General features: G+C 48.3%; 10 protein-coding genes and 1 pseudogene. 8 read left to right on the top strand and 3 right to left on the bottom strand.

The window, feature by feature from the left end:
* Positions 1-285, bottom strand: a pseudogene (locus Q1V74_RS06710) (extracellular solute-binding protein); the annotation flags it as partial.
* A gap of 193 nt (positions 286-478) precedes the next feature.
* On the opposite strand from Q1V74_RS06710, the gene Q1V74_RS06705 reads away from it, so the two are divergent.
* Positions 479-1,801, top strand: coding sequence for a solute carrier family 23 protein (locus Q1V74_RS06705; protein ID WP_300647607.1), 1,323 nt, complete (start codon positions 479-481; stop codon positions 1,799-1,801).
* 229 nt (positions 1,802-2,030) lie between these two features.
* Complete coding sequence (gene greA / locus Q1V74_RS06700; protein WP_260649206.1) at positions 2,031-2,507, top strand: transcription elongation factor GreA; 477 nt, start codon at positions 2,031-2,033, stop codon at positions 2,505-2,507.
* 90 nt (positions 2,508-2,597) lie between these two features.
* Here the strand turns inward: greA and Q1V74_RS06695 are convergent, their stop codons facing one another.
* On the bottom strand, positions 2,598-3,014 hold the full coding sequence (locus tag Q1V74_RS06695) for a YhbY family RNA-binding protein (RefSeq protein ID WP_300647606.1): 417 nt from the start codon (positions 3,012-3,014) through the stop codon (positions 2,598-2,600).
* A 17-nt stretch (positions 3,015-3,031) separates the two neighbouring features.
* Between Q1V74_RS06695 and Q1V74_RS06690 the strand changes: the two genes are divergently transcribed.
* From Q1V74_RS06690 to Q1V74_RS06670, 5 genes are all read left to right on the top strand, one after another.
* Positions 3,032-3,667 carry an RlmE family RNA methyltransferase gene (locus Q1V74_RS06690; protein ID WP_260649204.1) on the top strand — a complete coding sequence of 212 codons (636 nt, stop codon included), beginning with the start codon at positions 3,032-3,034 and terminating at the stop codon, positions 3,665-3,667.
* A gap of 103 nt (positions 3,668-3,770) precedes the next feature.
* Complete coding sequence (gene ftsH, locus Q1V74_RS06685; RefSeq protein ID WP_300647605.1) at positions 3,771-5,705, top strand: ATP-dependent zinc metalloprotease FtsH; 1,935 nt, start codon at positions 3,771-3,773, stop codon at positions 5,703-5,705.
* A gap of 23 nt (positions 5,706-5,728) precedes the next feature.
* Positions 5,729-6,571 carry a dihydropteroate synthase gene (folP, locus tag Q1V74_RS06680; RefSeq protein WP_260649202.1) on the top strand — a complete coding sequence of 281 codons (843 nt, stop codon included), beginning with the start codon at positions 5,729-5,731 and terminating at the stop codon, positions 6,569-6,571.
* Positions 6,564-7,904: a phosphoglucosamine mutase gene (gene glmM / locus Q1V74_RS06675; protein WP_300647603.1), complete on the top strand. Its 1,341-nt coding sequence runs from the start codon at positions 6,564-6,566 to the stop codon at positions 7,902-7,904. Before folP ends, glmM begins: the two co-directional genes overlap by 8 nt.
* Before the next feature lie 91 nt (positions 7,905-7,995).
* Positions 7,996-8,781, top strand: a complete 786-nt coding sequence (locus tag Q1V74_RS06670) for a GNAT family N-acyltransferase (protein ID WP_300647602.1) — start codon at positions 7,996-7,998, stop codon at positions 8,779-8,781.
* On the opposite strand, the gene Q1V74_RS06665 is transcribed toward Q1V74_RS06670, so the two are convergent.
* Entirely contained in the window at positions 8,778-10,301 is a 1,524-nt protein-coding gene (locus Q1V74_RS06665) for a Ppx/GppA phosphatase family protein (protein ID WP_300647601.1), read from the bottom strand. The two genes, Q1V74_RS06670 and Q1V74_RS06665, sit on opposite strands and share 4 nt — an antisense overlap.
* 178 nt (positions 10,302-10,479) lie before the next feature.
* On the opposite strand from Q1V74_RS06665, the gene ppk1 reads away from it, so the two are divergent.
* Positions 10,480-12,537, top strand: a 2,058-nt coding sequence (gene ppk1, locus Q1V74_RS06660; RefSeq protein WP_300647609.1) for a polyphosphate kinase 1, incomplete at its 3' end; no start/stop codon positions are given.

Raw genomic sequence — 12,537 nt, 5'->3', positions numbered from 1 at the left:
GAGTTTATCTTGAGAAAGCACTTCAAAAGCGTCGGGAGCGCTGGCCCAGAAAACATCAGGTCGTTTTCCTGCGGGGGTTTCTTTGACAAAAGCGATACCAGAAACGGTGTTTTTATTGAGAATTTCTACGGTAATACCGGGATTTTGCTTTTCAAAAGCGGTTTTGTAGGCCTGTGTAAGGTCTTTGGGAAAAGACGTCACAACAGTTACTGTACCAGCCGCCGCTATTGGGGCGAGTGCGGATAAAGCAAAAGCTAAAGCAATATTTTTAGTGATGGATCTCATGGTTGTCTCCTCGTTAAGAGCCCTATTATTTTTTGGGCAGTTAACTTAGACTAGGAAATACAACAAGATATGTCCAATAAAAATAAATGATGACACTAATAAATCGAAACGACCATCACTTCAATCAGTGGCTTGCTTCGCTGCGTATAGCGCCGTAAACTTGCGCCACGTTCTTCTTTAATGATCTCCAATTATGTCTGAAACCTATTTTCCTCGTTGGCGCAAAGTGGATACTGTAGCGCCCGATGCGGTAGTGCAACCGCATGAGTACTTGCCCGCTACGCAAAGTGTCGCCATGGCAGCGCAGCACGTGGTAGCTATGTTTGGCTCGACCATCCTGGCGCCGTTACTGATGGGCTTTGACCCTAATCTGGCTATTTTAATGTCTGGGATAGGGACGCTGATCTTCTTTTTCTTTGTAGGTGGGCGTGTGCCTAGCTACCTAGGCTCCAGTTTTGCGTTTATTGGTGGAGTGATTGCGGTTACCGGCTATGCGGGGGCCGGTCCAAACCCAAATATAGGCGTAGCATTAGGGGCGATTATTATTTGTGGTTTGGTCTATACCTTAATTGGTTTGGTCGTGTGGTTGGCCGATGCACGTTCAGGTGGTGCTGCCCATATTATTAATAAAATGATGCCACCTGTGGTCACCGGTGCAATTGTAGCTGTGATTGGTTTAAATTTAGCTCCTATTGCTGCAAAAGGGGCTATGGGGACAGGGACCTTTGACTCGCTAATGGCGCTGATGACGGTGCTATGTGTGGGCGCGGTGGCGATTTATAGTCGTGGTGTGGTGCAACGATTATTAATTTTAGTTGGGCTGATCGTAGCGTGTGTGATTTATGCCATCTTCACAAATGGGCTGGGTTATGGCACACCAATTGACACCACTGGGGTCGCTCAAGCGCCTTGGTTTGGTCTACCTAATTTTGCAAAACCGGTCTTTGAAGTACAAGCCATGTCCGTGATTGTACCTGTAGCCATTATTTTGGTTGCCGAAAATCTTGGTCACGTTAAAGCCGTTTCTGCTATGACAGGACAGAACCTTGACCGATATTTAGGAAGAGCTTTTGTGGGGGACGGTGTAGCGACAATGTTGTCTGGTTCTATGGGTGGAACCGGTGTGACTACCTATGCAGAGAACATTGGGGTGATGGCCGCAACGCGCATATACTCGTCACTGGTATTTGCCGTAGCCGCGTTGTTCGCGATCTTTTTAGGCTTTTCTCCTAAGTTTGGTGCCGTGATTCAAATGATCCCCGGTCCCGTATTAGGGGGTATGTCTATTGTTGTGTTTGGCTTAATTAGCGTAGCAGGGGCACGTATTTGGGTTGTGAACCAAGTGGATTTCAGTAAGAGTCAAAACCTATTGGTGGCAGCCGTTACGTTGATTTTAGGGGCGGGTAATTTCACGCTAGAATTAGGTATTCTAAAACTAGATGGTATTGGTACGGCGACTTTTGGTGCGATTTTAATGCACGCATTGTTGTCTTTACGCCCAGAGCGCCAAGCATAATGGATTCCTAGGCGTGATTTGCCCATTAGTTGGTTAGATCACGCTTGTAGGCTTGCAATTTCTTTAAGTTTTGCGCACAATAATCACAGCCCCATTGCTTTGGGGCTTTATTTTCAATGGGGCGAATGGTTTTAATTATTTCATTACGCTATCCCATCAATAATCTTCTATTCTATTTATATGCGCTCCTATTGCTACGGGGCGTTTTTCATTTTTATTCAGGATACATATGTCTGCGATTCCGTTGACAGCGCAGGGCGCTGAACGCTTAAAGGCGGAACTCCATCGCCTCAAAACGGTAGAGCGTCCCGATGTGATTAATGCTATTGCCGAGGCGCGAGCCCAAGGAGACCTTTCTGAAAACGCGGAGTACGATGCGGCGCGTGAGCGACAAGCCTTTGTAGAAGGGCGCATTCGCGAACTAGAAGGGATTATTTCTAATGCCCAAATTATTGATCCCGCTACGTTAAATGTAGGTGATAAAATTGTATTTGGGGCTACCGTTGCGATTGAGGATTTAGATTCCGGAGAACAAGTCACCTATCAAATCGTAGGGGATATGGAATCAGATATTCGTGAAAATCGCATTTCTGTTTCTAGCCCTGTTGCTCGCGCACTAATTGGTAAAAGCGAGGGGGATGTGGTCGAGGTTCAAGCACCGGGTGGCGTGCGCGAATTTGAAATTGTGACCATTGAGTACCGTTGATCGGTATTTATTGGCATTGGGTCGATGCAGGTTGCAAAGCCCGATATTCATGAAAAAGCCCACGCTTGATGGTGGGCTTTTTTGTAAAGATTAACGGCGTACGCGGACTTTTTTACCGGATTTGGTTTTTTTAAAACCGGCTGCGGCAAGTTTTTTTGGTGTATAAGGCTCGTTGCTTGAGCGCACCGCGCGTGTATCCATAGTGCCATCACTTAAAACAGATGGGCGCTCGGGGTTTTCGCGATAGATAGTTAGGATCTTGCCAATATGGTGAATGGGTTCGGCATGGAGCTCAGCACATATTTGTTCATACATGGCTGTGCGTGCAGCGCGGTCATCGCCAGCCACGCGGATTTTAATGAGCTGGTGTACATTTAGGTGTAAATTGATTTCTTTTAGGACCGCCTCGGTTAAGCCGTTGTCCCCAATAAGAACAACAGGTTTAAGCGCATGAGCGGCGGCACGTAATTGATTACGAAGCTGAGTAGTAATAGTTAATGTAGGCATAATGAGATTGTACGGGAATGGGCAAGAAAAAAACCTCTAAAGCATGGGTGCATCGGCATATTAATGACCCTTATGTCAAACTAGCGCAACAAAAGGGTTATAGAGCCCGCGCTGCTTTTAAATTATTAGAAATTATAGAAACCGAAAAACTGTTGCATCCGGGCAACGTTGTGGTCGACTTAGGGGCTGCGCCAGGCAGCTGGTCACAAGTCGCACGTGAGCGCTTAATGCAAAACGGCCAGATTAACGGCCGTATTATTGCTTTAGATATGTTGCCAATGGAGCCGATTGATGGCGTCGAGTTTATTTTAGGCGACTTTAGGGAAGATGAGGTACTAGATCAGTTAAAAAATTTGCTTGGAGAGCAAAAAGTAGACCTTGTTATTTCCGATATGGCCCCCAATTTATCGGGTGTGGCCGCTGCGGATTCGGTTCGTATCCAACATGTTTGTGAATTGGCTTTAGATTTTGCATTAAGTCACTTGCAACCCAATGGAGCTTTGATTGTCAAAGCCTTCCATGGCAGTGGATTTTCACAGATTGTACAATCATTTAAAGAACATTTCCGTCAGGTAAACACGCGCAAGCCCAAATCCTCACGTGATCGCTCAGCAGAAACCTTTTTGGTTGGGCGTCAATTAAAACAGGCTTGATTGCGCTACTCCTTCCCAATATCGGGTAGAATGTTCAAATTGGCACTTGTACAGCTTGTTGTCAGTTTTAGCCGTACAGGTTTAAGCAACTAGGAGGTTGGTGTTGAACAACTCATTTTCCAAAGTCGCCGTTTGGATGGTCATTGCGCTAGTCCTGTTTACCGTATTTAAACAGTTTGACGGGCGTCCATCGACTACCGACGGTGTGACTTACACCCAGTTTATGGACGATGCGCGCTCTGGGCGTATCTCCAAAGTCGATATTCAAGGCGATACTCTTTACGTCACGCCAGATTCCGGGCGTCCCTATTCGTTGACGTCGCCTGGTGATTTATGGATGGTACCCGAACTCGTCAAATCCGGTGTTCAGGTATCAGGTAAAGCACGTGAAGAGCCTTCATTCTTAACCAGTATCTTTATTTCCTGGTTCCCCATGCTCCTTTTAATTGGGGTGTGGATCTTTTTCATGCGTCAAATGCAGGGCGGCGGCAAAGGCGGGGCCTTTAGCTTCGGAAAATCCCGAGCGCGTATGCTGGATGAGAACGCCAACACCATCACCTTTGCTGATGTTGCTGGCTGCGATGAGGCCAAAGAGGACGTACAAGAGCTGGTGGATTTCTTACGTGACCCTTCGCGCTTTCAGCGCTTAGGCGGCCGTATTCCCCGTGGGGTCCTCATGGTGGGCCCTCCTGGAACCGGTAAAACCTTATTGGCTCGTGCAATTGCTGGCGAAGCCAAAGTCCCTTTCTTTAGCATTTCTGGCTCTGATTTTGTGGAAATGTTTGTAGGGGTTGGGGCAGCACGTGTGCGAGACATGTTTGAAAACGCTAAAAAACATGCTCCATGCATTATTTTTATTGATGAGATTGATGCCGTAGGGCGTCAGCGTGGGGCGGGTTTAGGCGGTGGTAACGATGAACGCGAACAGACCTTGAACCAGCTCTTAGTCGAAATGGACGGTTTTGAAAAAGGGCAGGGGGTCATTGTTATCGCGGCCACAAACCGTCCCGATGTTTTGGATCCAGCGTTATTGCGTCCAGGTCGTTTTGACCGCCAAGTGGTGGTGTCACTACCCGACATTCGTGGTCGTGAGCAAATTTTGCATGTACACATGCGCAAGGTACCTTTGGCGCCGAACGTCGATGCACAGATTTTAGCCCGTGGTACACCTGGCTTTTCTGGGGCTGATTTGGCGAACCTAGTCAACGAAGCCGCCCTTTTTGCGGCACGTCGTAACGGTCGTACCGTGGATATGCAAGACTTTGAAAAAGCCAAAGATAAAATCATCATGGGTGCAGAGCGTCGCTCAATGATCATGCCCGAAGAAGAGCGTCGTAATACGGCTTATCACGAATCAGGCCACGCGCTGGTTGCGCGCCTGCTACCTAAAACCGATCCAGTACACAAGGTCACAATTATTCCCCGTGGGCGTGCTTTAGGGGTGACTATGCAGCTTCCTGAAACGGACCGCTATAGCATGGATAAAGAGCGCTTGCTCAATATGATTGCTGTGTTGTTTGGGGGGCGTATTGCCGAAGAGGTCTTCATGAATCAAATGACGACCGGAGCCTCTAATGACTTTGAGCGAGCCACCCAGATCGCGCGCGATATTGTGACTCGTTATGGGATGACAGATACGTTGGGCCCTGTGGTGTATGCCGAAAACGAAGGCGAGGTTTTCTTGGGGCGTAGCGTGACTAAAACCACGAACATCTCTGAAGCCACTATGCAAAAAGTGGACCAAGAGGTACGTAAAATCATTGATGAGCAATACAATGTAGCACGCAAGCTCATCGAGGATAATCGCGACAAAATGGAAGCGATGACCCAGGCTCTATTAGAGTGGGAGACCATTGATGCGGACCAAATCGATGACATCATGGCAGGTCGCCCACCCCGTCCACCCAAAGATTACTCTGATAATAAATCAGATAAATCTGATTCAACCCCGCCTACCGCTGGGGCCCAGGTGGAGCCTTCTGAGCCAAAAACAGAAGACAAACCCGCTGATGATAAACCAGCGACAACACCGGTCTAACATTTTTTAAATCGTATTGTTCCATGAATAAAACATGGCTTTGCGGGCGCTTCGAACTCGGGTTGGAGCGCCCGTTATTGATGGGGATTGTTAACGTTACCCCAGACTCATTTTCTGATGGAAATCAGTATATTCAAACCGATGCGGCTATTGCGCACGCACAGCAGCTTGTGGCAGAGGGGGCTGATATTCTTGATATAGGGGGCGAGTCCACACGCCCTGGAGCGGAGCCCGTATCCGTACAAGAGGAACTACGCCGGCTGCTGCCCGTGATCGAAGCATTGCGTGAGCTCAATATCCCTTTATCGGTAGATACATTTAAACCAGAGGTCATGCGGGCCGTACTGGATGCGGGGGCAGACATTATTAATGATATTGCCGGTTTTAGGGATCCTGCTTCGGTAGCAGCAGTTGCTGACTCATCTTGTGGTTTGTGCGTGATGCATATGCAGGGTGAGCCTAAAACCATGCAGAAACAGCCCCATTATGACGACTTGTATGCCGAGGTGCGTCAGTTTCTTCTACAGCGCGTTCAGGCACTACGGGGTGCGGGGGTAGTTCCAGAGCGGATTATGCTAGATCCAGGCTTGGGCTTTGGGAAAACCGTTGCACATAATTACAGCCTTTTACGTGATTTGGCTGCTATTCAGATAGAATCCTATCCTTGGCTCATCGGGCTCTCACGCAAGTCGATGATCGGACATGTAGTAAATCGTCCTCCTCAGCAGCGGCTAGCAGGCAGCTTGGCTGGTATGCTTGCGGCGGTGGCGCGTGGCGCGGCAGTGGTACGAGTCCATGATGTAGCTGAGTCAGCGGATGCTTTACGAGTATGGCAAGCAGTAGAACAAGGAATCAATGATGAGTAATCGTAAATATTTTGGAACGGATGGGATTCGTGGCGAAGTCGGCGGGCCGACGATTAACGCGGAATTTGCTTTGCGCTTGGGTTATGCTGCAGGCAAAGTATTAGCGAAAGCACATACTACTGTGAATCGCCCCACCGTCATTATTGGTAAAGATACGCGTATCTCTGGTTATATGTTGGAATCCGCCCTAGAAGCAGGGCTATCGGCTGCTGGGGTAGATGTATTGCTTGCTGGGCCTGTGCCTACACCAGCCGTGGCTTATTTAACACGAACGCTGCGTTTAACCGCTGGTATTGTGATTAGTGCTTCACACAACCCATATCAGGATAACGGCATTAAGTTTTTTTCTGCTCAGGGCATGAAGCTGCCTGATGAGCTGGAACTGCAGATTGAGCAAGCGCTAGATTCACCAGTAGAGTGTGTGTCTTCCGATAGACTTGGGCGTGCGCGACGCCTTGAGGACTCAGCAGGGCGCTATATCGAGTTTTGTAAAAGCACCTTTCCCAACGAATTAGATCTGGCTGGTTTAAAATTGGTGGTTGATGCCGCGCATGGGGCGGCATACCATATTGCACCGCACGTATTTCGTGAGTTAGGTGCCGAGGTACACGCCATCGGCTGCGAACCCAATGGTTTTAATATCAATGATGGTGTAGGAGCCATGTACCCTGAGCATTTGCTTCGCGTTGTTCAAGAGCGCGGGGCAGACTTGGGGATTGCTTTAGATGGTGATGCGGACCGCTTGCAAATGGTGGGTAGTGATGGTCGTCTTTATAATGGCGATGAGCTGCTATACATGATTGTGCGTGACCGAATGTTAACGCAGCCGGTAAAAGGCGTAGTTGGGACGCTAATGACAAACCTAGGCTTAGAGAATCGCTTAAAAGCCTTGGGTGTAGAGTTTATTCGTGCAAATGTGGGTGACCGCTATGTGCTAGAAAAGCTGTTGGAAAAAGGCTGGCTCTACGGTGGTGAAAGCTCCGGGCATCTATTGTGCTTAGATCACCATACAACCGGTGATGGGATTATTGCAGCCTTACAGATTCTTACGGCGATGCGTCATCACGGCAGCTTATTACGTGAGCTTGTCGATGATCTGAAAATGTATCCGCAAAAAATGGTAAACGTAGCGTGGGAACAAGGTCGAGACTGGACACAGTGTCAAGCGCTTGTCTCTGCAAAAGAACAGCTAGAAGCCGAGCTAGGGCAGCAAGGGCGTGTGTTAATTCGCCCATCGGGTACAGAGCCCAAGCTACGCATCATGGTCGAGGCCGAGGATCAAGCCTTGGTTGATCAAGGCATAGAGCGTTTGATGGCTGTGGATTTAGGCTAGCTCGTTAAATACGACGGTTTGGTCACAAAACCGTCAACTCGCTGCAACATAGTTTTGGCATGATGAAGGCACTTTTAGGAGCCAATTTGCTATGTTGCAGACCTCTTCAGCTTTATCCCCTTTACTCATTAATCAAGTTTGGCAAAGCCCGCAACAGGACGGCTTACAGCTACGCTTAGCGCAAACTAAAAAAGAACTGCGTGCTGTGCAGCGCTTGCGCTTTAGCATTTTTTCGCAAGAAATGCAGGCGGTATTTCCTGAGGCACATCGTGGTATTGATGAGGACGAATACGATGCCTGGTGCGAGCACTTTATGGTCTTAGGTGGTGCTAAGCAAAAAGTCGTCGGCACTTATCGCATTTTACGTCCAGAGCAAGCGGCACGGCTTGGCAAATACTATACCGAATCGGAATTTGATTTAAGCCCCCTCGATGCATTGCGGCCGCAGATGGCAGAGCTGGGGCGCTCATGCATCCACCCTAAATACCGTAATGGCAGTGCGATTCTGTTGTTATGGGTAGGAATCGCGAACATGATGCGCGTCGGTGGTTATCGTTATCTATTGGGCTGTGCTAGTGTCAGCCTGCGTGATGACGGGGTAACAGCGGCAAAGGTCTGGCGCGAAGCCCAGAAATCCATGCGGGCCAATCCTACTGTGCCTTGTTTAACCCCACACCATCGCTATCCGGTAGAAAAACTGGATAGTGATTTACCAGCACGTATTCCGCCGCTGATCAAAGGGTATTTAAATCTGGGTGCCGTATTGTGTGGGGAGCCCGCATGGGATCCGGATTTTAATACGGCAGATTTTCCTGTGTTATTAGATATTACTCAGTTACCTGAGCGCTATAAAAAGCATTTTGGCCTAGTCGATTAGCTCGTTGCCGTATCCAAGGTAGTTAGGTCTTTTTTATAAACCAGCTTAACGCTGAAATCGGCTTTAGCCCATTCGCTTTGCTCGGTGCGTAGCGAGAACTCGGAAAGCGGTCGGGCCGCAATCCACTGCTTATCAGCAAAAATGGTGGCACCATTTTTATCGACTTGGACACGAATCGGTAGCTGATCTAAGTCTTCTCGTCGACGCATCAGCATAACGCTTAGACGTAAGCATAATAAGGTTAGCCATTCACTACGGCTTGGTTGGTGGTGCTTGAGTTTATCAATACGTCCTTGGTGTCCTAAGCTTAAAAAAGCGAGTAAGGCTTGGTCATCGCGTGAAAAGCCGGGCATATCAGCATGCCCGAGTACATACGCAGTGTGCTTATGGTAATCATTGTGTGCAATCGATAAACCGACCTCATGCAGGTCGGCAGCCCAACCCAAGGCTTTTTCCAAGTCTTCAGTATCTGGGCTGGGTTTAAGACGGAGCTGCTGAAAGAGCGCTAATGCAGCTTGTTTAACGCGCTGGGCTTGTTTCAGATCAATATGGTAGCGTTTGCTTAGCTGAATCACGGTTTCCTCTCGTTTGTCGCGATCGGAGTCACGTCCGAGCAGGTCATATAGTACTCCCATGCGTAAAGCCCCCTCACCGCGCTGCATGGTTTTGATTTTCAGCTCTTCAAAAATAGCAATCATAATGGCAAGCCCTGCTGCGAGCACAGGGATCCGGTGAGGTTTAATCCCGGGCAGGTCTTCGGCCACTACTTTTTTATCGCGGATAAGCTTTTTGCGGAGTTTGTTCATCCCCTCTAGGGTGATGCCACGTTTCGAGTAGCCTTTGCCGACAAGAATGGCCTCTATGCCCTTGGCTGTGCCCGAAGAACCATAAGCGTATTGCCAACCGGCTTTGCGGTATTGGTGTGCGATCACCTCGATCTCGCGCCGTGCCGCTAAGATGGCTTGATTCATACGGTTTTCGGTGATCAGACCAGTACCAAAAAAACGATCTGTGTAGCTTACACAGCCCATCGGTAGTGAGGACAGCAGCAACGGCTGATGGTTGCGACCGATAATGATTTCTGTAGAACCACCACCAATATCAACCATGAGGCGTCGCGATGAGGACGGGGGGAGCTCGTTATTGATGCCTGTGTAAATTAAACGCGCTTCCTCGTAACCGGAAATGACCTCGATAGGAAAACCTAAAGCCTCTTCGGCAACGCTTAGCATTTCTTCGCGGTTACTCGCCACCCTAAAGGTATTCGTAGCAACTGCTCGTACACGGTTTGGATGAAATCCCTGTATACGCTCATTAAAACGCTGCAAAATCGTAACGGCGCGCTTAATGGCGTCAGGGTGGATGCGCTTATCAGGCCCCATGTCAGCAGCTAAGCGTACTGACTCGTTAAGACGATCGATGGCATAAATTTGCGCATGCCCATTATGCTGTTCCACCCGCCCAATGGATAAACGAAAGCTATTAGAGCCTAAATCAACGGCGGCAAGTAATTGGTCCATAAGGGAATATCTGTGGTGAGTATGCTGCGATTATACGTTTAAGTACTCAAAAGCACAGCGTCTAAAAAGAATCCTCATTCGTTTATTGCGGTGTCGCAACAAAATCACTGTCATAAACAGGTAAAATGAATCAAGTATAAGGTTTGCGGTACTAACGATGACTATAGAAGATGCCTCCATGATTCCTAATCCTGATGTAATGCTCATTAACCGTGAACTATCACTGTTGAAATTCAATGAGCGCGTATTGGCGATGGCGGAAAACCCGTCCACGCCGTTATTAGAACGTTTGCGTTACTTATGCATCGTTAGCTCTAATCTGGACGAGTTTTTTGAAATTCGTATCTCCAGTCTTAAAGAAAAAATAGATCAAGCGCCGCATCAGATGCAGGCCGATGGTTATACGCCGCTCGAAGCCTTTGCATGTATTCAGCAGAGCACCCATGATTTGGTCGATAAGCAAAACGAATTATTGCTAAATCAGGTTTTGCCGGCACTTATGGAAGAGGGGATTGGGCTTTTACGCGTTCCACAATGGACACAAGAACAGCGTGACTGGGCCTATAACACGTTTATGCGAGAGGTCATGCCCTTGCTTACCCCCATTGGCTTAGATCCAGCGCACCCTTTTCCACGGGTATATAACAAAAGTCTCAACTTTATTATTTCCTTATCTGGCGAGGATGCGTTTGGGCGCACAGGGGCGATTGCCATTGTGCAAGCACCACGTGCTTTACCCCGCTTATTAAAAATGCCCGAAGCGATTGCGGGCATTCCACATGGTTATGTCTTGCTCACAGCATTAATTAGTTGTTTTGTTGATGAGCTTTTTCCGGGCATGGATGTTAAAGGTTGCTATCAGTGGCGAGTGACCCGAAACAGTGATCTTTTTGTGGATGAGGAAGAGGTCACTAATCTACGACAAGCTTTGCAAGGCGAGCTATCACAAAGAAATTTTGGGGCGGCAGTGCGCTTAGAAGTCGATCGCTCTATGCCCGATGCACTGGCGGCGTTTTTACAAAAAGAATTCTTACTGACAGAAAATGATACATATCGCGTGCTAGGGCCAGTTAATCTATCGCGCTTATCGCGCTTATGCGATGTGCCCGATCGTCCGGATTTAGTGTTCCCCCCATATCACGCTCCCGTTCCTGCTCCTTTTGACCAACTGGACAGCCCTAAAGATTTATTTCATGCCATAGCCAAACAAGACCAGCTGGTGCACCATCCATACCAGTCTTTTCAGCCCGTATTAAGCTTTTTGCGCGCTGCGGCATTGGATCCCCATGTGGTAGCGATTAAACAGACCATTTATCGCACAGGTGAAGACTCTGAGCTGATGGCTATTTTGATGCAAGCAGCCAAGGCAGGTAAAGAGGTCACAGTGATTGTGGAGCTAATGGCTCGGTTTGATGAGCAAACCAATATTAACTGGGCGGCACGGCTTGAAGAAGCTGGCGCACATGTCAGTTATGGCGTAGTGGGGTATAAAACACACGCCAAAATGGCATTGGTCTTACGCCGTGAACAGGGGGAGATCCGTCGTTATGGGCATCTGGGCACCGGCAACTATCACCCACGTACAGCTCGACTGTATACCGATTTTGGTTTGATGACTGCCAACGCGGATATCTGCGCTGATATGGAGCAGGTGTTTAGTCAGTTGACGGGTTTAGGGACGCGACGCAACCTGCGTGTTTTATTGCAGTCACCATTTAATTTGCACGACACCATGATGGCTTATATTGAGCGTGAAATTGAGCACGCTAAAGCCGGGAAAAAAGCACGTATCATGGCAAAAATGAACTCGTTGCTCGAGGCTAAAATCATTCACGCCTTATACGAGGCCAGTCAAGCCGGTGTGCGTATCGATTTAATTGTACGTGGTGCTTGTGCATTGCGTCCTGGTGTGCCTGGTTTGTCAGAAAACATCCAAGTTCGCTCTATCGTTGGCCGGTTTTTAGAGCACTCACGTGTTTTTTATTTTTATAACGATGGGGCGGAAGACCTTTATATCTCTTCTGCAGACTGGATGGACAGAAACTTTTTCCGTCGGGTTGAGCTTGCTGTGCCTGTTTTTGATCGGCGTTTAAAGCGTCGAGTGATTAACGAGGCGTTTCGCTATGCATTGCGTGATAATCAGCTTGCTTGGAAAGGCTTGCCTAATGGTAGCTACCAACGTGTTCGAAGCCGGCGTGGTGCAATTTTCAATTTGCATGAGCACTTAATGCAAGAG

This window comes from Paenalcaligenes sp. (genome assembly GCF_030152715.1).
GTDB classification, from domain to species: Bacteria; Pseudomonadota; Gammaproteobacteria; order Burkholderiales; family Burkholderiaceae_B; genus Paenalcaligenes; species Paenalcaligenes hermetiae.
This window is presented reverse-complemented; position numbering and strand designations above follow the sequence as displayed.

What these genes read in the sequence shown, in the direction of transcription:
- Q1V74_RS06695 (WP_300647606.1), bottom strand. Translation starts at nt 3,014, where the DNA reads ATGCCTACATTAACTATTACTACTCAGCTTCGTAATCAATTACGTGCC.
- folP (WP_260649202.1), top strand. Translation starts at nt 5,729, where the DNA reads ATGAATAAAACATGGCTTTGCGGGCGCTTCGAACTCGGGTTGGAGCGC.
- greA (WP_260649206.1), top strand. Translation starts at nt 2,031, where the DNA reads ATGTCTGCGATTCCGTTGACAGCGCAGGGCGCTGAACGCTTAAAGGCG.
- Q1V74_RS06705 (WP_300647607.1), top strand. Translation starts at nt 479, where the DNA reads ATGTCTGAAACCTATTTTCCTCGTTGGCGCAAAGTGGATACTGTAGCG.
- Q1V74_RS06690 (WP_260649204.1), top strand. Translation starts at nt 3,032, where the DNA reads ATGGGCAAGAAAAAAACCTCTAAAGCATGGGTGCATCGGCATATTAAT.
- Q1V74_RS06670 (WP_300647602.1), top strand. Translation starts at nt 7,996, where the DNA reads ATGTTGCAGACCTCTTCAGCTTTATCCCCTTTACTCATTAATCAAGTT.
- glmM (WP_300647603.1), top strand. Translation starts at nt 6,564, where the DNA reads ATGAGTAATCGTAAATATTTTGGAACGGATGGGATTCGTGGCGAAGTC.
- Q1V74_RS06665 (WP_300647601.1), bottom strand. Translation starts at nt 10,301, where the DNA reads ATGGACCAATTACTTGCCGCCGTTGATTTAGGCTCTAATAGCTTTCGT.